General features: G+C 48.7%; 18 protein-coding genes. 12 read left to right on the top strand and 6 right to left on the bottom strand.

All coding sequences use genetic code 11. The features are described from left to right. Nucleotides 1-356: 356 nt before the first annotated feature. From LHUE1_RS04060 to LHUE1_RS04050, 3 genes are all read right to left on the bottom strand, one after another. Nucleotides 357-2,042 (bottom strand): glycoside hydrolase family 13 protein, encoded by a 1,686-nt coding sequence (locus LHUE1_RS04060; RefSeq protein ID WP_049169354.1) that lies wholly within the window; start codon nucleotides 2,040-2,042, stop codon nucleotides 357-359. A 356-nt stretch (nucleotides 2,043-2,398) separates the two neighbouring features. Further along, nucleotides 2,399-3,205 carry a manganese catalase family protein gene (locus LHUE1_RS04055; RefSeq protein WP_049169355.1) on the bottom strand — a complete coding sequence of 269 codons (807 nt, stop codon included), beginning with the start codon at nucleotides 3,203-3,205 and terminating at the stop codon, nucleotides 2,399-2,401. 377 nt (nucleotides 3,206-3,582) lie between these two features. Then, entirely contained in the window at nucleotides 3,583-3,768 is a 186-nt protein-coding gene (locus LHUE1_RS04050) for a hypothetical protein (protein ID WP_049169356.1), read from the bottom strand. Nucleotides 3,769-4,236: 468 nt separating this feature from the next. Between LHUE1_RS04050 and LHUE1_RS04045 the strand changes: the two genes are divergently transcribed. The 5 genes from LHUE1_RS04045 (at nucleotide 4,237) to LHUE1_RS04025 (ending at nucleotide 9,333) form a co-directional block, all read left to right on the top strand. Beyond that, nucleotides 4,237-4,455 carry a hypothetical protein gene (locus tag LHUE1_RS04045; protein WP_010490734.1) on the top strand — a complete coding sequence of 73 codons (219 nt, stop codon included), beginning with the start codon at nucleotides 4,237-4,239 and terminating at the stop codon, nucleotides 4,453-4,455. Nucleotides 4,456-4,472: 17 nt separating this feature from the next. Beyond that, nucleotides 4,473-5,591, top strand: coding sequence for a glycerol dehydrogenase (locus LHUE1_RS04040; protein ID WP_049169357.1), 1,119 nt, complete (start codon nucleotides 4,473-4,475; stop codon nucleotides 5,589-5,591). 72 nt (nucleotides 5,592-5,663) lie between these two features. Next, the gene (locus LHUE1_RS04035; protein WP_047106995.1) at nucleotides 5,664-6,224 is read left to right on the top strand and encodes a glycerol-3-phosphate responsive antiterminator; all 561 of its coding nucleotides are present in this window, start codon (nucleotides 5,664-5,666) and stop codon (nucleotides 6,222-6,224) included. A 155-nt stretch (nucleotides 6,225-6,379) separates the two neighbouring features. Continuing rightward, on the top strand, nucleotides 6,380-7,849 hold the full coding sequence (locus tag LHUE1_RS04030; protein WP_065425656.1) for an FGGY-family carbohydrate kinase: 1,470 nt from the start codon (nucleotides 6,380-6,382) through the stop codon (nucleotides 7,847-7,849). Between the two features lie 20 nt (nucleotides 7,850-7,869). Further along, nucleotides 7,870-9,333 (top strand): FAD-binding oxidoreductase, encoded by a 1,464-nt coding sequence (locus LHUE1_RS04025; RefSeq protein ID WP_049169358.1) that lies wholly within the window; start codon nucleotides 7,870-7,872, stop codon nucleotides 9,331-9,333. A gap of 348 nt (nucleotides 9,334-9,681) precedes the next feature. Here the strand turns inward: LHUE1_RS04025 and LHUE1_RS04020 are convergent, their stop codons facing one another. After that, a complete protein-coding gene (locus tag LHUE1_RS04020) occupies nucleotides 9,682-10,803 on the bottom strand; it encodes an NAD(P)-dependent alcohol dehydrogenase (RefSeq protein ID WP_047106997.1) in 1,122 nt (373 codons plus the stop codon). Between the two features lie 189 nt (nucleotides 10,804-10,992). Continuing rightward, the gene (locus LHUE1_RS04015; RefSeq protein WP_049172776.1) at nucleotides 10,993-12,015 is read right to left on the bottom strand and encodes an AraC family transcriptional regulator; all 1,023 of its coding nucleotides are present in this window, start codon (nucleotides 12,013-12,015) and stop codon (nucleotides 10,993-10,995) included. Nucleotides 12,016-12,137: 122 nt separating this feature from the next. Here LHUE1_RS04015 and LHUE1_RS04010 point away from each other — a divergent pair, with 122 nt between their 5' ends. The 5 genes from LHUE1_RS04010 (at nucleotide 12,138) to rhaD (ending at nucleotide 17,646) form a co-directional block, all read left to right on the top strand. Next, a complete protein-coding gene (locus LHUE1_RS04010) occupies nucleotides 12,138-13,502 on the top strand; it encodes an MFS transporter (RefSeq protein WP_049172779.1) in 1,365 nt (454 codons plus the stop codon). A 72-nt stretch (nucleotides 13,503-13,574) separates the two neighbouring features. Further along, nucleotides 13,575-15,065, top strand: a complete 1,491-nt coding sequence (rhaB, locus tag LHUE1_RS04005; RefSeq protein ID WP_049172781.1) for a rhamnulokinase — start codon at nucleotides 13,575-13,577, stop codon at nucleotides 15,063-15,065. A 2-nt stretch (nucleotides 15,066-15,067) separates the two neighbouring features. Next, a complete protein-coding gene (gene rhaM, locus LHUE1_RS04000) occupies nucleotides 15,068-15,382 on the top strand; it encodes an L-rhamnose mutarotase (protein WP_047107002.1) in 315 nt (104 codons plus the stop codon). Between the two features lie 63 nt (nucleotides 15,383-15,445). Then, nucleotides 15,446-16,726, top strand: a complete 1,281-nt coding sequence (locus tag LHUE1_RS03995) for an L-rhamnose isomerase (protein WP_087912966.1) — start codon at nucleotides 15,446-15,448, stop codon at nucleotides 16,724-16,726. Nucleotides 16,727-16,755: 29 nt separating this feature from the next. Continuing rightward, nucleotides 16,756-17,646 carry a rhamnulose-1-phosphate aldolase gene (rhaD, locus tag LHUE1_RS03990; RefSeq protein WP_025013738.1) on the top strand — a complete coding sequence of 297 codons (891 nt, stop codon included), beginning with the start codon at nucleotides 16,756-16,758 and terminating at the stop codon, nucleotides 17,644-17,646. Between the two features lie 82 nt (nucleotides 17,647-17,728). Here rhaD and LHUE1_RS03985 read toward each other — a convergent pair whose 3' ends face one another. Beyond that, on the bottom strand, nucleotides 17,729-18,511 hold the full coding sequence (locus tag LHUE1_RS03985; RefSeq protein ID WP_049172787.1) for a DeoR/GlpR family DNA-binding transcription regulator: 783 nt from the start codon (nucleotides 18,509-18,511) through the stop codon (nucleotides 17,729-17,731). 207 nt (nucleotides 18,512-18,718) lie between these two features. Here LHUE1_RS03985 and LHUE1_RS03980 point away from each other — a divergent pair, with 207 nt between their 5' ends. Both LHUE1_RS03980 and LHUE1_RS03975 read left to right on the top strand, forming a co-directional pair. Then, nucleotides 18,719-19,198: a PTS sugar transporter subunit IIA gene (locus LHUE1_RS03980; RefSeq protein ID WP_049172789.1), complete on the top strand. Its 480-nt coding sequence runs from the start codon at nucleotides 18,719-18,721 to the stop codon at nucleotides 19,196-19,198. 23 nt (nucleotides 19,199-19,221) lie between these two features. Then, nucleotides 19,222-19,542, top strand: coding sequence for a PTS sugar transporter subunit IIB (locus tag LHUE1_RS03975; protein ID WP_025013320.1), 321 nt, complete (start codon nucleotides 19,222-19,224; stop codon nucleotides 19,540-19,542). The last annotated feature ends 40 nt before the right edge of the window (nucleotides 19,543-19,582 follow it).

Raw genomic sequence — 19,582 nt, 5'->3', positions numbered from 1 at the left:
TCTTGACTACACCTTTGACACTTCCGCTCTCCATAACGTATTCGCATTCGCAGAAATCTACGTGTAAGCGCTCCTGCTCACGCTCACACAAAAACCCGCTGTCTCAGCAAACAGCGGGTTTTGTTATGTATTGGCCGACCGGCTGGGAAACCGGTCGGCGATTTCTACTTTGGAGGAGTAAAAATGAAAAAGTTGGGTTGGGGTTTGTAGGAATGAGTGGGTGGCTCATTTCTATGTTGTTAATACTACCGAGCAGTTGTGACGAAATTGTGACGTTGTTATGTTGTTTATGTTATTCATGTGGGGTGAAAGCGTGACCGCATACGAAGCAACTTGGCGCGCTTATGCTTCTACCTTCAAGATCGTTGCTCGCCCAGATATGCCTTAACTTCATAAGGCCGTAACGTATCACCGGCGTCATCAGCATAATTGCTAATCAACAACTGGGCAGCTTGCGGCTGGCGTTCGGCGATGTTCCGCGTGAGTGTCTGGTCAGTGAAGTTGCTGACAACCAACAATTCCTGATCAGCGGCGTGACGTTGATACATATAGACCTCGGCGTCATCCGGATCGAGTAAGGTGTAGTCGCCATAAACGATCAAATCTGGATACTGTTTGCGCAGGCGATTGAGCTTTTGATAAAAGAAGAAAACCGAGTCTGGATTAGCCAAGGCGGAAGCGGCATTGATCGTGGTGTAATTCGGATTGACTGCCAGCCATGGGGTGCCGCGGGTGAAACCGGCCTGAATTTCCGCCGTCCATTGCATTGGCGTACGGGCATTATCCCGTGAACGGCGGTGGATTCTTTTCAGCATATCGTCCGGTGCTAGGGCATGTTGCTGTTCAACGAGCTCGTGCCAGGCATTCAATGTGTCAAGATCGCGATAATCGTGAATGGATGGAAAAGCGACGTTGGTCATGCCGAGCTCTTCGCCTTGATAAATGTACGGGGTGCCTTCGAGAAAATGCAATGTGGTGGCGAGCATTTTGGCGGAGCGTACCCGAAAAGCCGGGCGATCATCGCCAAAGCGGGAGACGGCGCGGGCTTGATCGTGATTGTCCCAGTAGAGGCTATTCCAGGCTTTCCCATGCAAGGCGGTTTGCCAATCAGACAAGACCCGCTTGAGATCAGTCAGTTTAGGCCGATGCAATGACCACTTGCCGAATTGCGGATCATTATCGAGGCCGACATGTTTGAATTGGAAGACCATCTCCAGTTCGTGGCGGTCAAACCCGGTGTACTTGAGCGCCAGTGCCGGCGTGACACCGGGCGCTTCGCCAACCGTCATGAGGTCATACTTGCTCAGCACCTTTTGATTCATGGCCCGCAAATAATCGTGCACGTGCGGACCGTTGGCAATTAAGCCTAATGAGTTGCCGTTGGGCTGTTCAAAGAGGTGCGGATCATCTTCGAACACATCGGGTTTGGAGATCAGATTAATGACGTCCATCCGAAAACCGTCGATGCCTTGTTGGCACCACCATGTCATCATATTGAACACGGCGTCGCGTACAGCCGGATTTTGCCAGTTGAGGTCGGGTTGTTTGACGGCGAAAAGATGGAGGTAATACTGGCCGACTTCCGGCACATAAGTCCATGCTGAGCCGCCAAAATCCGCGCGCCAATTGGTCGGGGCATGCCCATCAACCGGATCACGCCAGATATACCAATCGTGGTGGGGATCCGTGCGGCTTTGCTTGGCCGCCTGAAACCAGGGGTGTTCGTCGGAAGTGTGGTTGACAACCAAGTCCATCATAATCTTCAAGCCGCGCGCATGGGCTTCTTTCAGCAACCGCTTAAAGTCCGCCATCGTTCCAAACTCCGGCATGATCTGCTGGTAATCCGCAATGTCATAACCGTTGTCGGCATTGGGCGATTTGTAAATCGGGTTAAGCCAGATCACATTGGCACCGAGCTGCTTGATGTAATCCAGATGTTGAATGATTCCCGGTAAATCGCCGACGCCATCGCCATTGCTATCCTGAAAACTACGCGGATAAACCTGATAAACCACTGCTTCCTGCCACCAACTTTTATGCATGTAAGCGTACCTCCTGAGCGTGAGCCAGCTATCACGTAAATATATCGTCAATTTCAGTATAAGGGTTTCATCCACCAACGCAGGTAAAAATGGTGTAAAACCGGTTTGCTCTGGGTAGTTGCGGTGCATAATCGAAATCTTTTCAAAAAAAATCCGGCAAGCAACTGGTTAAAACCAGTCCTTGCCGGAACGTTACTTTGCTAATTGAGGGAGCATGTGGCGGGGCGTGACTTGACCGGGCTGAAACAAACAGATAAAACAGTCGGCACCGTTTTAATCACAGGTCTGCGCAGTTTGCATACTAGTAGGTTTTTTGTTTCAGCCACCGATCTTAGTTTAAGGAGCGCTTGATCAGATTATCCTTGATCGTTATGAAGATGCGGATCGGCCGGTTTGAATGTCGGCACACCGCCCATGGCTTCAGGATCTTCCTGATAGGTGAACTTTTCGCCGTCTTTGGCGACTTGACCTTCAAAGGCCCGCGAGCCGTCACCGTCCGAGAAGTTCATCAGCACATGCGAGAATTTGGTGTGTTCGATGTCTTTCATGTCACCTGGTACCACGACACCGTACTTGTCCTCCAGCTCTTCCTGTGCCTTCATAAACTGCAGCTGATGTTGGGTTTCGCGTGCCAAAAGGAACTTAAGCATGTCGCGGATTCCTTCATCGCGGGTCATGTAATACAGGCGGCTGACTTGCAGGCGGGCTTCGGATTCACGGACAACGTTGAATCGCATATCCGCCACCAAGTTACCGCTGGAGGTGGCGTAACCCGCATTCCACGCAGCACCATTGGGGTTGTTCAAACTAGCGGTCAACCCATGCACAATGGCGTGCTCAGGATCCATGCCACCCATGACCGCAGCCAATGCGGGATCAGACTTGTACGCATCGGCTTCCGCATAAATCGGGGCGCCTTCCAGCAGCCGCGCGATCATTGTCGAAATCATTTCGACGTGGGCGATTTCTTCGGTACCAGTATCCAGCAGCAGATCTTTATACTTTTCACTGCCGGTGGACGACCAACCCTGCGACAGGTACGACATCATTCCTGTCACTTCGCCCCACTGGCCGCCGAGTGATTCCTGCAGCCGGCGAGCCATTAATGGATCCGGACGATCTGGTTTCGCGTTGTATTGCAACTTTCGAGTGTGCTTAAACATGAAATACCCTCTTTCTTGAAAGACCAAGGCAAGTGTGAAAAATGTTTTGCACGACATTACGCGCATGCGATTTTTCACTGCCAAGATGACAGTTGCGTTCAAAAGAAAGCGAAAATTTCCCCGCCACATCATGCACAACGTTTACGCCATTAACATTGTACACAATTAAATATACCGTGTCATATTATGATGTCAATAAGGAAATTATTCATGAATAGCTGAAAAAGCCGGTGAAGCTTGTCAATTCGGCTTCGGTTTGAAAAGGTTAAAAATATCTAAGGAAGCTAGAGGAACGAGAAAAGGCGAAGACATTTTTTGTCTTCGCCCTGTGTGTTCGTGGCAGTAGTCTGTTGTGAGATACTGGCAAGATATTGCGGCTACTTATTAACAAACTTGCTCACATAAGCCGTCACAAACAACAAAACCAAAAAAATCAAACCCAGCACTAAATCCCGCTTCAGATTAATCTTTTTCCCTGGTGTAAAGACGTGCGCATCATAAGCAAAGTAAGCGACGAAAGCCAGTCCTGAAATCACCAGTAATCGATATATGTATTGAAACATGGTTAAGCACCTATACCAGTTTTGTGTGAGGTGCCAAAACTGGTCTTCACAGCAAGCAACTGATGAACTTTGAGTCTTGTATTAGCTAACATAAATCATTGCCTCCGTTAATAAACAAAATTAAAATATTGAACCGATACTAACAAACAAAAATTATAAAAGTCAACCGCGGTCACTAAATAAACAGGGAAATCGAGTCGCTTAAATTGACAAAATGAAAGCGCTGTTATAAGCTTCAGTTGGTTAGAGAGAAGAAGAGAGATAACCGCTGGTATTTCGTGTATACCAGTTTAGGTTATCTCTCTTTTTTAATGAGCGCGAACAGGAGCGCTTAGAAATCGGAGTGTAAGTGGCCTCGAGCCTAAATGGCTGGGCTTTGGCCATTTAGGCTCGAGGTCCTTACACGGAGATTTCTGCGACTGTGAGCGCGTTAATGCCAAAGGTTTAAGAAAGAGGAGGATCATAACCATGGCTAAGTTCAGTAAGGATACCAAGTTGTCGGAACTGTTGGCTGATAAGCGGTACATGAAGGTTGTCGATAAGTATGTTGCCGGCGCATCAACCAACCCTGGTGTTGTAATGGTCAAGAATCTGTCGCTGGAGCAACTGATTGCCATTCCGCAAGTGCACAGTGACGAAGCAAGCATGAACAAATTGATTGATGAACTCAACGAGACATTTGGCTGATTCAGGAGGCGCGAGTGATGCAAATCGATTTGCCGAAGATTTTTATCAGTCCATCGAATTATATTCAGGCTAAGAACATTTTGTTTAACGCGGATCCGTATTTAAGCCGGTACGGTTCCAAAGCGGTGATTGTCGGTGATGAGAATGTGTACGGTTTGGTTGGCGATCGGTTCATTGACTATCTGAAAGACAATGACTATACCGTCACCAAGCTGATGTTCGGCGGTGAGGCTTCACCGGAAGAGATCCAAAAGGCAATTGATGAAATCAAGGACACGCCGGACTTTGTGATCGGTATTGGCGGTGGTAAAACGCTCGATACTGCCAAAGAAATTGGCCAGCATTTGAACATTTACACCGTGATCATCCCGACACTGGCGTCAACGGATGCGCCGATTTCCCGGCTGTCAGTATTGTACAACGAAGATGGTACGTTTAATGCCTACCAGTTTCATACCAAGAGTCCCGATTTGGTGCTGGTTGATCCGGCCGTCATCAGTCAGGCGCCTCCGCGGTTCTTGGCTTCCGGCTTTGGCGATGCACTGTCGACTTATGTTGAAGCCAAGGCCGTTGGCGACATCCACGGCTTTACCAATGCGCAAGGCATCGGCACGATCACGGCGATGAAAATTGCCCAGGCGTCAACGGATACGATTTTTGAGTTTGGCGCCCAGGCGTTTGAAGCCAACAAAGCCAAGGTGGTTACGCCGGCGCTGGAAGCCGTCATTGAGGCCAACATTTTAATGAGCGGCTTAGGCTTTGAAAGCGGCGGCACCAGCCTAGCACATGCTTTGCAAAATTCATTCCCGGCGTTGAAGAAGGGTAAGCATTTGATGCACGGGGAGAAAGTGGCGTATTCACTACTGACGCAACTGTTGATGGAAAATGCCGAGACAGAAGTGATTAATCATTATCTGCACTTCTTCTTGCAGGTTGGGCTGCCAACCACACTGGAAGATCTTGGTTGGGAAGATACCACCGATGATGAGTTGATGTTAGTGGCCAATGATGCCGCGGCAGCTTGGACTGGCATTGATCAATTACGGTTTGATACATCACCGGAAGCAATCGTTGCGGCCATGCGTGCGGTGGATCAATATTCGAAAGATTATCAGGCCCATGCATTAGCAGAGTAACCGCAGTTAGTCACGGGGAAAAGTTTAACAATGTGGTGTATGCCATTTGGTGGCTTGAAAGAGGAGTAAGAGATGCAACTGCAAGATGTTGTCGCGGCTAATCCGGTGATTGCCGGGATTCAGGATGATAAAGGCTTAAATGCTGCCTTGACCGCAGATGTCAAAGTTGTCTTTACCTTGTATGGGTCAATTCTTAACATTGGGGATATCGTGGCACAGCTAAAAGCAGCCAAGAAGATCGTGTTTGTCGACGTGGATCTGGTTGAAGGGCTGGCGAGCCGCCCCAGTGCCGTTGAATTCATTGCCAAAACAACCGATGCAGATGGCATTTTGAGCTCCAAGGGACACTTGCTGGCCGTGGCCCGGCAGAAGAAAATGTTGACCGTTCACCGTTTCTTTTTGATCGATTCGCGGACGCTGTATACGATGCAGCGGCAGTACGATGTCGGGCATGCCGATATGATTGACGTGATGCCGGGCATTATGCCTCAAGCGGTTTCCTGGATTACCCATGAAACCGATGTTCCGCTTATCAGTAGTGGCTTGATCAGCACAAAAGAAGCGATTATGGCCGACTTGGCCGCTGGGGCAACGGGCATTTCCACCACGAATACCACCTTATGGCAAAATTAGCGCAGAGCAAAAAGAGCGCGCAATCCTTGAAAATAGGGAGGCGCGCTCTTTTTTGCGATTAAAAGGCCGAAACGGACTGGCCGATTTGGTGATTTTTACGAGGCGTTTGCCGCCGACCACACATGTTTCGGTTGTATCCGAAAGGGGCGAGTTGAATGGATCGTTATATACTGGCCATTGATCAAGGAACGCAAAGTAACAAATTGACGATTTTTGATTTGCAGGGTAACGCATTGTGGCAGGAGCATCAGCCGCTAAAACCGTTGCATACCGCAGCTGGCGGGGTGGTTGAGCATCCTGATGATGATTTATGGACGTCGCTGCAAACCGCCAGCAAAGCGTTGATGGCGAAGTTTGACGGTGACGTGAATGAAATTCTGGCGATTGGCTTAGGCAGCATTCGCTTCAATCGATTGGTTTTAAAGGCAGATGGCGACTTAGCCCAACCGGCCATTAGCTGGATGGACGACCGGGCGCACCAGATCTATGAAAAGACGACCGACGATGCGGTGTATGTGACCGCAAGCACCGGCTATCTGGCTTACCGACTGACCGGGAATCGCATTGACACGGCGGCCAGTTATATTGGCACGTGGCCGATTGATATGGACAAGTGGGACTGGACCGATGAGGACATGATGTTTGATTTCCTTAATCTACCGCGGACTTCTTTGTTCAAACTGGTTAAGCCCGGCGGCATTTTAGGCAATGTGACGGAAGAAGCAGCCGCGGTAACGGGTTTGCCGAAGGGCTTGCCGGTGATCGCCACTGCCAATGACAAGGCAGTGGAAGCACTGGGCGCAGGGCTGAAAACCGGTCCGGATCTTCTGCTGTCGCTAGGCACCTATACCACTTCCATGTTGCAAGGCAATGAGAATCATCCGTTCGGGACAACCCGCTACTACTGGACCAATTTTGCGGATGTGCCAAATGAATATTTGTATGAAAGCAACGGCGTTTATCGCGGCATGTGGACGGTTAGCTGGTTCGCCAAGCAGTTTCAGGGGATTGGGGATGCGACCCACGAATCCACCTTGGATGTGCTGACGCGCGAGGCGGCCACGGTTCCGCCTGGCAGTGACGGGTTGTTGACCATTTTGGACTGGCAACCGGCTGCGGATCGCCCGTTTAGAAAAGGCGCGTTTATCGGCTTGGACGAGCGTCATAACCGCGGGCACATGTTCCGTTCGATTCTTGAAGGACTTGCCTTTAACTTGCTGGATTACTCAACGGCGATGCTGAAGGAATTGGATCGCAAGGTTGATCGGCTAGTGGTCACAGGCGGCGGCGCGCAGAATGACATTTTCATGCAGCTAATTGCCGACATTTTCAACTTGCCGGCGCAGCGCAACGTGATCACCGACGCGGCTGGGTTAGGTGCGGCGATTAATGCGGCAGTCGGCATTGGCGAATATCGCACGTATGACGAGGCTATTGCGGCGATGGTGAAGCCGGCCGATAGCTTTGTACCGCAAGCAGATGCGGTGGCGCAATATGCCAAAGTATACGAAAAGTACAAGAACCTGCATCAATTAACCGATCCAGTGTTTAAAGACCTTCAAACCATTAACGGCGTTGCCGAGCGCGGCAAGGTCGGCGAACCGTTGATTGCCAGTTGGGATTGAAAGTAGATGAGGTGAATCTAATGGATACCGTTACAAAAGATGCAATCGTACAACAATTGATCCAGTTAACCAGCCATGATCAGGTTAATGTGGATCCAGACCAGCTAAACTATGCCAGCCTTGACTTTTACCGGAAATATCCACGAGCGCGGAAAATATACCAAGCACCGATCCCGGTCGCGATTGTTTATCCGGAAAATGTTGAACAGGTGGCGGCGGTGCTGAAATATGCCAATGACACAGGCGTCAACGTCATTCCGCGAACGGGCGGGTCAGAGATTGAGCGGGGATTGGAAAGTGCCCGCGAGCCCCATATCATCGTTGACGGATCACGCCTAAATCAAATCTTGAAGTTTGACCCGGAAGATATGCAACTAACCGTTCAGGCCGGGGTACCCTTGAAGCAGGCCGAGGATTGGCTGAATGAAAAAGGTTACACCACCGGCCACTTGCCGCAGTCGCAGCCGTTAGCCGATTTTGGCGGTTTGGTGGCCACCCGTAGCATTGGGCAACTATCGACCTTGTATGGCGGGATCGAAGACATGGTGGTCGGTTTGGAAGCCGTCATGCCAGATGGCCGCATCGTGCGGATTAAAAATGTGCCGCGGCGCTCAGTCGGTCCCGATATTCGTCATGTGTTTATCGGCAACGAAGGCAGCATTGCGTTCATCACTGAAGTCACCGTCAAGCTGTTCCCATATTTACCGGATACGTATCATTATCTGGCCTATACCGTCGACACCATGCGCGAAGGGTTTCACCTGTTGCGCGACATTGTAGCAGCCGGCTATCGGCCATCGGTCATTCGCCTTTACGATGCACAGGACTGGAGTCAGTTTTATCCAAAACACGCCGAAAAACCGGTACTGATTTTCCGAACAGAGGGCCCACAACCACTCAGCGACGCCACAGCTGGCGCCATCAAGGCCATGGTCGAAGCATCCGACCAGACGCAGCCATACGAGCCGCTAGATGAAATCATTGATTGGTTCAAACATCTAACGTGGACGCAAAAAGAGGTCGACGCAGAAGTCAACCAACTCGAGAAAACACCATTCGTCGGCTTCACGACCGAAGTTGCTGCTAACTGGCATGAAATTGCCAACATTTTTGAAGCCGTGACAACACGCGTGAAAAAAGAAATCCCGAACCTATACGGCATCGGCGGCCACTCTTCGCACAGCTACGTCAACGGCACGAACCTGTACTTTGTCTATGCCTTCATCGATGCAGAAGACGACCCCGCCGGCGAAATGGCCCGCTACCACGATCCGATCAACAAAATCATCGTGGAAGAAACCCTCAAACGCGGCGGCACCATGTCCCACCACCACGGCGTCGGCAAAGCCCGCGCCCCATTCATCAAAGAAGAATACGGCAGCTCCTACTGGGTCCTCAAAACGCTCCTTAAGAGCTTCGACCCAAAAAACACAATGAACTCCGGCAACATCATTCCACTAGAATTCTGGGACGAACCGGATTAGGCACCAAGCTACAAGAATTAGAAAAAAACCTGTCATCTCGCAAACAAAGTTTGCGAATATGACAGGCTTTTTAGTTGAATGAGGGGTAAAAATACAAACATCAAGTGTTTTCGCAGAAAGCTAAGAAACTTAGCATCGAGCCTGAGTGCCAAAGCGGAGCAATCGGAGGCGGGGCGGACTCAGTGGTGAGATTGTACTAGCCGGGCGATTTTCCCGGCGTAGTACAAGGCCGAGCTTAGAGACTCTGCCGGTTTTGCAGAGGCTCTAAGTCGTGCCCACCACGTTCCAGCCCAGACCCGCCGGAGATTGCGGAGTTTGGCGCGGTGACAGAACAATCAGCCTACACTGTTATTTCCCAGGTACATAATCCTTATCAATAATCAGCACCGGCTTGATTGTCTTACCAGAACGAGAATCCGCGTTAGCTTCGTTGATCTGATCAAATGAATAGAACTTCTCAGTCTTGTCAAAGTCAAACATGCCTTGCTTGTAAAATTCAATCAACCGCGGCACATCAATCTGCGGAATCGAATCGCCCATGTTAACCCCGACAATCTTCTTGTCATTGACGCACAGATCATTCCAGGTATCCACATCAATATGATGCGGCGTAACCGCAATCGTTGCTGTGGTACCGCCTTGAGCCAGCATCTGGATCGTATCTTCCATAACCGCCTTAACACCAGTCGTATCAACAGCCCAGTCAACCCCGAGGCCGCCAGTCAGCTTCTTAACGGCTTCAACCGGATCCTCTTCCTTGCTGTTAACAACATCCGTTGCACCCAGCTCTTTAGCCAGCTGCAACCGCGAATCAACAATATCGATCGCAATGACCTTGGTGCAGCCAGAAATCTTGCCGGCCATCATGGCAGCTAGGCCAACCGCGCCAGTACCGGTAACCGCAATCGTATCGCCTGGCTTTGGCTTCAACGTGTTCAAAACGGTACCGGAACCAGTCACATAGCCGCAGCCCAACGGTCCAAGCTTACGTAAATCAAGATCCTTGTCAACTTTAACAGCGTTCCGCTCGCGAACAACGGTCGTGGTGGTGAAGGAGCTTTGGTCGAACATGTCAGCCACCGGTTTGCCGTTTTCCGTGAAGTGCGCCGAACCGTCCGGACGGGTACCGGAAAGGTTGTTATGCGCATAATTCAAGCACTGCGTTGGAATGCCGCGTAAACAGTTCTTGCAGTTACCGCAAGCATAGAAACTCAGGACAACGTGATCGCCCGGCTTGAACTGGGTGACTTCCGGGCCGACCTTTTCGACAATGCCAGAACCTTCATGACCTAGGACAATCGGATAACCGATAACCGCGTCACCAATCCGCAACGCTTCGTCAGAATGGCAAATGCCGGTCGCAACCATGTGCACCTGCAAATCGTCGGGACCCATCGGCGCTAATTCAACATCATCCCGAATTTCAAAATCGGCACCTTTTTTATCAACAACAGCTGCTGTGATCTTCATAAAAATCGCTCCTTCAATCGCTATAAATTGATTACACGTTCATTCTTTCACAATTCATATTTTTATCAAGAGCAACATCTAAACATATGAGAATATGTTCCAGAATTTAGTTGACTTTTCCCGTTTCACATTGAAAGCGGTTTATAGAGGGCTTTTCGGTACCGAAATGTGAAACATTTCGGAACATATTTACAGAATGGTTAACGGCGGGTTAGTGTGGCTAGGTGAGATGTAGCCGTTGGTGTGCTGCCGATCATCTTTAGGCGTATTCCCGAAAAGATCATGATACTTGTGATAAAAGAAGCTCTTGTTGCTAATGCCGACTTCGAGACAGATTTCACTGATCGGTTTCTTGGTGTTTTGAATGAGCCGCCGAGCATTGATCAGCCGTTCTTGAGTCAAGGCTTCGGAAAAAGTTTTACCGACTTCTTTGGAGAATAGGTTGCCTAAATAGTTTTTGTTATAGGCATATTTATTGGCAAGATCTTCTAACGACAAGTCGCGATAATGCTTGTGGATGTCATTAAGCAGCTTAACCGCTAGCTTTTGGGCCGGCGATGGGTCATCGATGGTCGGTTCATTGCCGCGAATCAATTCGGCAATCAGCACGGTTAATTCTGCTTGAATAATGGTGTCGGAAAAAGGTCGCGGCCGGAAGTATTCCTCGATGATGCGTTCCAGTGACGTGCGAATATCATGCATGCCGCTGCGGAAAACCATGTAGCGTTTCTCGGTTTTCTCTTTTCGTAAATGGTTAATCATGAAGTCGTAAAGGACACTTTGCTGACTTTGGATTTGGTTGAGAAAGTCGAGCGAGATGTTGCGGTCACGGAAAAGGACGTTGATGAGGATGTCATTTTCCCCAAGCGCATCAATCGAGTGCTCGCTACCGATATCCAATAGGAGCAAATCACCTTGTGACAAGTGCACCCGATCGCCGTTCACGGTTTCGTTGGCGTTACCTTGCAACATATAATTCATTTCAAAAAATTGATGGGTGTGCATCGGATACGGTGCAAAGCGATTGTGCTTGCTGACGTAAATGGCGTGGTTGCGAAAAAAATAATCGTTTAAAACCGGAACATTAAACTCTTTTGACTCCTGCAGGTCGATGGCAGTCGGCGGGATATCGTCACTGAAGATCTGCCGGTTTTTTTGCTGCTTTTCGATTGTCGTTAGGCTTTCCAGTTGCTTTAAGACTGATAGTTCCATGATGGCCTCCTGTGGTTATGTTCCACTCATGATATTTATCTGACATTGTGACCATACCATGTAAGCGGTTAAATGTTAACTGTAAGCGATGACAAAATTATAAATGTTCAGGAGGTAACACAATGGCTTCAGAGAAAAGCTCGTTAAAATCCACGGTTCGTGTTTCGATTACGAACTTCCTGGATTCTGGCAGCATCGTGGCCGGCGCCAGTGGCTTGACACTGTGGACCCAACATTTTGGGCTAAGCAGTTTTCAAGTCGGCTTGCTCGGTGCACTCTCGGCGAATGCGTTCGGGGCGGCACTAGGCGCGCTGATCGGCGGTCCGCTGTCAGATAAGTTTGGGCGTAAATTAATTTACACCTATGACATGTTGGTTTACATGCTTGGAACGATTTTAGTGATGTTTGCAGTTAGTTTTCCAATGTTGCTCACTGGATTTCTGATTACTGGTTTAGCAGTTGGTGCCGGTGTTCCTGCTAGTTGGACGTATATTTCCGAAACATCGCAAAATGATAATCGGGCTAAGAACATCGGGGTATCACAGTTTGCTTGGTCGTTAGGACCAGCCGTTATTTTCATTCTTGGAACCATTCTTGCACCAATGGGTCTTTTAGGTAACCGGATATTGTTTGGCTTGCTAACGGTGATTGCCTTTGTTGCTTGGTTATTACAACGTGGTCTTGGCGAATCCAAGGCATGGCAGGATCGCAAGGCGTTTGAAAAGTCTTCCGGTCAAAAATCCCATCCATATCGGACCCTGTTCTCCAATAAAACTTCGCTTAAGTGGTTGTTCTTCTTAATCGGCGTTTACATGTTCTGGAACTTGGTTGCCGGCGCGATGGGCTTCTTCATGCCGTATGTTTACGAAACGGCGGGCGGCTTGTCTAACCAGGAAGCCAACATGCTACAGGCCGTTCTATGGATCCTGACCGCGGTAGCAACCTACTTCGGCTTTGCTAAGTACGGCGACCGCGCTAACCACCGGATCTTCTTCTTCGTTGGTGCGGCAATGGCTGCCGCTTCATGGATCATCCTGACTTATGCCGGCATGGCACAGTCATGGAGCTTATGGGCGTTCGTTGCGTTGTGGGGTATCAGTGCCGGCATTGGTGCTCAGGCATGGTACGCACTATGGGCAACCGAACTCTTCCCGACCCAGTTCCGGGCAGGTTCACAAGGTGTGATGTTCTTCGTTGTTCGGGCGAGTGCCGGTGTTTGGTCCATTATTTTCCCGGCCATTCTCAGCAGCTTAGGTTTCACCGTCGCTGGTACATTCATGATCGGCCTGTTGCTCGTTTCCTTGGTCATTGGGACGATTTGGACCCCCAAGACGCGTGGCAAGAGCCTTGAAGAAATCACCCGTGAACAATATGGGGATAAATTCCTCACTGATGATGAAAAGGCGAAAGCTGATCGCGATACCGCGGCCAAAGATAAAGCTGCCGGCAACTCGGTCGCTCAGCAAATGATGAATCCAGACAAATAGTTTTGAAAAATGAACGCGTGACTACCTAAGAAGCGCGGTATCCAATGTTGTTGGTAAGAGAGGTGCAATTTTATGAAAGCATACGTCGCAGTTGACATCGGTGCTTCAAGCGGACGCCTGATGCTCGGTGCTGTCGTTGACGGACAATTAAAAATTAAAGAAGTCCACCGCTTCAAGAACGGTTTTAAAAAGGAAAACGGGCATGATCGGTGGCAAATTGATCACATTATCAACGAAATCTTCGCTGGCTTGGAGAAAGTCAAAAAGATGGGTTATACGCTGATTGATATGGGCATTGATACCTGGGCCGTTGATTACGTCTTGGTCGGGGCTGATGGTAAGAAAATGCACGATCCGGTGAGTTACCGGGATTCGCGTACCAACAGCGCCATCAGTAAGCTCACATCAGAGCTGCCTAAGTCGTATATCTACGAAAAAACCGGTATTCAGTTTCAGAACTTCAACACGCTTTATCAGTTGTACACCGAAGAACGTGACGATCTGGCTAAAGCCGATAAGATTTTGATGATTCCGGATTATATCGGGTACGTGTTAACCGGTAATGCGGTCACTGAAGTCACGAATGCGTCAACCACGCAGATGCTCAACTTGCGCCAAGGCCTGTTCGACAAAGATTTGCTAAAAGAAGTCAACGTCGCGCAAGATCAATTCCCTGAGTTGGTCGAATCCGGCACCCCGCTGGGCAAGATCAGCCACAAATGGCACATGAAGTATGACATTCCAGACACGGATGTTATTACGGTCGCCACTCATGACACCGCCAGTGCCGTTGTTGGTACGCCAGGTCTTGGTGATCACTGGGCATTCTTGAGTTCCGGCACTTGGTCCTTACTCGGAGCAGAACTAAACACGCCGGAAAATGGTCAGGATGCCTTCAAAGAAAATTACACCAACGAATGGGGCGCCTATGGGACGTACCGGTTCTTGAAGAACATCATGGGCTTGTGGATCGTGCAGTGCATCAAGCGCGAACTCAAGGATCAATACAGTTTCAATGAATTGGCAGAAATGGCTGATAAAGTCGCACCATTCCGAGTTTTCATCGATGTCAACGACAAGCGTTTTGAGAATCCGAAGAGCATGATCAAGGAGCTGCAACAATACGTTGCGGAAACCGGTCAGGCCAAACTTGAAACTCCGGGCGAACTCACCCGGGCAGTTTATGAAAACTTGGCTCTGTACTATGCCAACGAGATTCAGAAACTCAGCACCATCATTGCCGATCCGATTGACACTCTCAACATTGTCGGCGGTGGCTCCAATGTCGCCTTGATGAATCAACTGACCGCTGATCTTGCCGGCATCAAAGTGATTGCCGGCCCTAGTGAGGCAACTGCGATCGGTAATTTGCTGGTTCAAATGATTACGACCGGTGCGGTTAAAGACGTGGTGGCAGGTCGCAAGTTAATCAGGGAATCCTTTGACTTGAAGACTTATCAACCGAATGCGACAGCCTATCCTGATGTGTTGACGAAGTACAAAGCATTTATGAAGACAGCAAAGCCGACCAAGGCAGCTGCAAAATCTAAGGAGGCGGTTTGATCATGGCACGCATTGGCCAAGTCATGTATGTCTATCCTGACAAGTACGATGAATACGAAAAGCGGCACCATGAGTTGTGGCCGGAAATGAAGGCGGCACTCAAGGAATACGGTGCCACCAACTATTCCATCTACTTGAACAAAGCAAACGGTGAATTATTTGCCTATCTGGAAGTACCGGATGTCGATAAGTACAACCAGATTGCCAACACCGATATTTGCAAAAAGTGGTGGGCTTACATGGAGCCACTCATGAAGACCAATCCGGATAACAGTCCGGTAGCAGTTGATCTGCATGAAGTTTTCCACTTGGATTAACTCGGTTTTTCATTTTGGTAACAAGTAGTTTCAAATCATTTTCAAAAAAGGAGCGTTTATCACATGGTTAAACCAGAAGAAGTCGATAAGGCATATGAAGTTGCCAAGCAACGTTACGCAGAAATCGGTGTTGACACAGACGCCGCTATGAAGGAATTGGAAAAGGTGCCTCTGTCAGTCCATTGCTGGCAAGGCGATGATATTCATGGCTTCCTGTTCCCGAACCAGGCATTGACAGGTGGCATCGGGGTTTCCGGTAACTATCCTGGCATCGCTCGTACACCGGATGAATTGTCCGGCGACTTACACGAAGCCCTGAGCCTGATCCCAGGCAAGCATCGGGTTCAATTGCACGCTATCTATGCCGTTACCGACAAGAAGCGTGACTTGGATACTTTGGAGCCTGAAGACTTCGATTATTGGATTGATTGGGCAAAGCAAGAAGGCATCGGCCTTGACTTTAACGGCACCTTCTTCTCCCACCCAATGGTTAAAGACAACATGACGGTTTCGTCACCAGATCCAAAGGTTCGGGATTTCTGGATCCGTCACGGCAAGATCAGCCGGGAAATTTCCAACTACATCGGTGAAAAATTAGGCAGCCAGGTTGTCAACAACTTCTGGTTCCCAGATGGCTTCAAAGACAACCCAATTGACAAGAAGACCCCCCGTTTGCGCTTGTTGAAGGCTTTGGACGAAATCATCAAGGATCCACTTCCGGAAAAGAATACGATTGAATCCTTCGAAGGTAAGCTGTTTGGTACCGGGATTGAATCCTACACCACCGGCTCACACGAGTTCTATCAAAACTACGCGATCAGCCGCAACAAACTCTGGACCATCGATGCCGGACACTTCCATCCTACTGAAGATGTGTCTGACAAGTTCAGCGCATTCTTCCCATTCGGCAAAGGTTTGTTCATGCACGTTTCTCGTCCGGTTCGTTGGGACTCTGACCACGTTGTCATCATGGACGATGCTTTGATTCGGATCACCCGTTCCTTGGTTCGTGACGGTTATCTTGATCGCACCCACATCGGCCTTGACTTCTTTGACGCAACGATCAACCGGGTTGCTGCTTGGGTTGTCGGCGCTCGCGCAACGCAAAAGAGCTTGCTGCAGGCAATGTTGGCACCGATCGATCAGTTGAAGAAGAGCGAATTGAACGCTGACTTCACTACTCGTTTGATTGAAACCGAAGAATTGAAGTCCTTCCCATTCGGTGCTGTTTGGGACAAGTTCTGCCAGGATCACAACACCCCGGTTGGCTTCGACTGGATGAACAACATCCATCAATATGAAAAGGATGTTCAGTTCAAGCGCGACACCAAGTTGGTTCACTAATTCAGCAGATTCTGAAAGGAATACCTCTAATGGATAACAAGAAACAATTTCTGAATCCGGAATATACCCAAAGTTTTACAGAATCCCCTTATGTGACGCAGATGCGTAAAGTGACATGGAATCTCTACCAACACGGTTGGGACGAACGCAATGGCGGTAACGTCAGCTATCGCCTAACCGAGGCCGAGATTGCTCCCTATGGCGACGTGCATGAAGTTAAGCGCAACATTCCGATCAAGTTTGATGCCAGCAAACTTGCCGGCCAGTATTTTCTGGTTACCGGAACCGGACGCTACTTCAAGAACGTGAAGGACTTCCCGGCACGTGATACCGGACTCGTTCAGATCGCCCAAGATGGTCACAGCGTTAATCTGTTGTGGGGTTTCAACGACGGCGGGCAACCAACCAGTGAGTTCCCGGCACACTTAATGACCCACATTCAGCGCCTCAAGGTTGATCCTAACCAGCGCATCGTGATGCATTGCCACCCAACCAACCTTGTGGCCATGTCCTTCACCTTGCCGCTAGAAGAGAAACTGTTCTCCCGCATTCTGTGGAAGATGCAAGCTGAATCCATCGTTGTGTTCCCTGAAGGCATTGGCGTCTTGCCATACATGACCCCGGGAACCAATGAAATCGGGCAGGCCACGGCTGATAAAATGGCCAAATTCCGCCTCGTGATGTGGCCGCAACACGGCATCTTCGGTGCTGGCGACTCCATCGACGAAACCTATGGCCTGATCGAAACCGTTGAAAAAGCGGCAACCATTTACACCGCCATTCAGGCGCAAGGCGGCCGCATCATCAACGAAATCACGGATGAAAATCTGGAACAGTTAGCCAAACGCTTTGACCTAACACCAAATCCGGAATTTCTCCATGGTGATACCTTGATCAGCAAGGTGACACTCAAAGTCTGAGCCAACAAGTTTGTTTGCGATACCTCCCATGAATTTAAGAAAAGCACCTCGTTCGCTGCAACGAGGTGCTTTTTGTGCTTTTCTAATGATTTTGATGTGGATACGTGAGCTGAATATGGTAGTTTTCAAACAAAGGTTGATAGGCTGAAGACGGCTGTTTGTCGGTGACGATTTCGTTGATTTGATCCATGTTGGTAATGCGGATGTAATCACTTTGGTCGAATTTAGTTGAATCAATCCCAAAAATCACACACTTAGCAGCATCAATCATGGCTTCTTTGACTGCTGCCTGTTCCGGATCGGCGACGTAAATGCCGTCAGCATCAATTGAACCGGTTGATAGCAGGGCAAAATCAGGGTGAAAACTTTGAATTTCGCGAATGGTTGTCGAGCCGAGTGTCGTAGCCGTTCGTGGCACCATCTTTCCGCCAGCAATGATAGTCTCAACATTATTCAGCGAATTGAATTGGAGACCCATGTTGACGTTATTGGTGATGACGTGAAGACCAACCTGTTCATGGAGTAACTCAGGCAGACTGAAGAAAGTTGAACTGCCATCAATGAAAAAAGCGGCATTGCTGGGGATCCTGGCAGCAATTTGCCGACTAATCAATCGTTTAAGACGCGCGTTTTCGTTGCGTCTTTTTTCATACGTAAATTCAAGGTTATTGCCTTGCAGCAGCTGAATCATCCCATACTGCCGGCGAATGATGTTGCTTCTTTCAAGCTCGATCAGATCGCGGCGCAGTGTTGATTTGCTGGTGAACATTTGCTTGCTGAGATCAGCAATGCTAATTTGCGGCGTATCACGCAAAATTTGAATAATTTCGTTTAACCGCTCAAATTTAGCTGGACTTTGTGACATAGTAAACGCTTCCCTCAATTGATTTTTGTTGAATCATTTTGGACCAGTTTGGCTGAGTTTCGTGAACGATTCTCAACCTCGATGAACCTTGCTAAATACCGTAGACATAGGACTGTAAGCGCTTTAGCATTAATAATGTGATGAGGAGAAAGATTCAAGAAGGTTCAAAACAATTGATTCAACTTTTCATATTGAGGGGAGCTAGTTATGGATTATAGCACAATGATTCACAAAGACTTGATTTTTTTGAATGAGGATGCTGCTGATCGCAAAAGATTGTTCAGAGATGTGGCAAAAAAGATTCAGGCCGCTGGTTACGTCAAGGACACGTATGAGGCGGCATTGAACCGACGAGAAGATGCCTTTCCGACCGGCATTGTTTTTCCGGAAATATCCGTGATGTTGCCACATGCCGATCCTGTCAACGTCAACCGACCATTTATGGCGATTGTCAAAAATGCTCAGCCGATTCGAGTTTTACAAATGGGCTATAACGAGCCAGAAGATGCGACGGCGATGTTCTTTCTAGGTATCACGGATTCAAGCCAGCAAGTCGGACTTTTACAGATCTTCATGGATTTGTTACAGAACGGAAAATTTGTCGCCAAGTTCAAGGCGATCAATGATCCGGAAGCAATGTACGAGTTTTTTGTTAACACGTTTAAAGCACAAGTCGCAGGAAAATAATTTAAAAAAGGAGCGTAATTATTATGGCAAAGATTGTTGTTGCATGTGGATCAGGCGTTGCATCAAGTGAGGCTACGGCCAGTCGAATCAAGGATTTCTTTGAATCGCATAATGTCAAAGGTGTGTCGGTGGATGCAACCGATTTTAAGCAGTTACCTGAAGTATTGCACAACTATGACGTTTACGTTTGGATCGCCAAGCCGAATCAGCAATTAGAGGACTTAGCTAAAGAAAACCATATTGCGGTGGTTAATGGCATGCCGATCTTTATGAATATGAATCCGGAAAAGTCGTACAAACAAATCATTCAGGCTTTGAAGAATATGCAGAATGCCGGCAAGTGACGTCTTATGTCATGCGCACCGATGCAGCAGGTTTTGGCCT

The organism is Lacticaseibacillus huelsenbergensis (assembly GCF_029726355.1).
GTDB lineage: Bacteria > Bacillota > Bacilli > Lactobacillales > Lactobacillaceae > Lacticaseibacillus > Lacticaseibacillus casei.
The sequence above is the reverse complement of the archived record's forward strand: the minus strand, read 5'-3'. Positions and strand labels throughout refer to the sequence as shown.

Coding starts and splice junctions, on each gene's coding strand:
- LHUE1_RS04010 (WP_049172779.1), top strand. CDS start 12,138: ATGGCTTCAGAGAAAAGCTCGTTAAAATCCACGGTTCGTGTTTCGATT.
- LHUE1_RS03975 (WP_025013320.1), top strand. CDS start 19,222: ATGGCAAAGATTGTTGTTGCATGTGGATCAGGCGTTGCATCAAGTGAG.
- LHUE1_RS04015 (WP_049172776.1), bottom strand. CDS start 12,015: ATGGAACTATCAGTCTTAAAGCAACTGGAAAGCCTAACGACAATCGAA.
- LHUE1_RS04030 (WP_065425656.1), top strand. CDS start 6,380: ATGGATCGTTATATACTGGCCATTGATCAAGGAACGCAAAGTAACAAA.
- LHUE1_RS03995 (WP_087912966.1), top strand. CDS start 15,446: ATGGTTAAACCAGAAGAAGTCGATAAGGCATATGAAGTTGCCAAGCAA.
- LHUE1_RS03980 (WP_049172789.1), top strand. CDS start 18,719: ATGGATTATAGCACAATGATTCACAAAGACTTGATTTTTTTGAATGAG.
- LHUE1_RS04055 (WP_049169355.1), bottom strand. CDS start 3,205: ATGTTTAAGCACACTCGAAAGTTGCAATACAACGCGAAACCAGATCGT.
- LHUE1_RS04040 (WP_049169357.1), top strand. CDS start 4,473: ATGCAAATCGATTTGCCGAAGATTTTTATCAGTCCATCGAATTATATT.
- rhaM (WP_047107002.1), top strand. CDS start 15,068: ATGGCACGCATTGGCCAAGTCATGTATGTCTATCCTGACAAGTACGAT.
- rhaD (WP_025013738.1), top strand. CDS start 16,756: ATGGATAACAAGAAACAATTTCTGAATCCGGAATATACCCAAAGTTTT.
- LHUE1_RS03985 (WP_049172787.1), bottom strand. CDS start 18,511: ATGTCACAAAGTCCAGCTAAATTTGAGCGGTTAAACGAAATTATTCAA.
- LHUE1_RS04035 (WP_047106995.1), top strand. CDS start 5,664: ATGCAACTGCAAGATGTTGTCGCGGCTAATCCGGTGATTGCCGGGATT.
- LHUE1_RS04045 (WP_010490734.1), top strand. CDS start 4,237: ATGGCTAAGTTCAGTAAGGATACCAAGTTGTCGGAACTGTTGGCTGAT.
- LHUE1_RS04060 (WP_049169354.1), bottom strand. CDS start 2,042: ATGCATAAAAGTTGGTGGCAGGAAGCAGTGGTTTATCAGGTTTATCCG.
- LHUE1_RS04020 (WP_047106997.1), bottom strand. CDS start 10,803: ATGAAGATCACAGCAGCTGTTGTTGATAAAAAAGGTGCCGATTTTGAA.
- rhaB (WP_049172781.1), top strand. CDS start 13,575: ATGAAAGCATACGTCGCAGTTGACATCGGTGCTTCAAGCGGACGCCTG.
- LHUE1_RS04025 (WP_049169358.1), top strand. CDS start 7,870: ATGGATACCGTTACAAAAGATGCAATCGTACAACAATTGATCCAGTTA.
- LHUE1_RS04050 (WP_049169356.1), bottom strand. CDS start 3,768: ATGTTTCAATACATATATCGATTACTGGTGATTTCAGGACTGGCTTTC.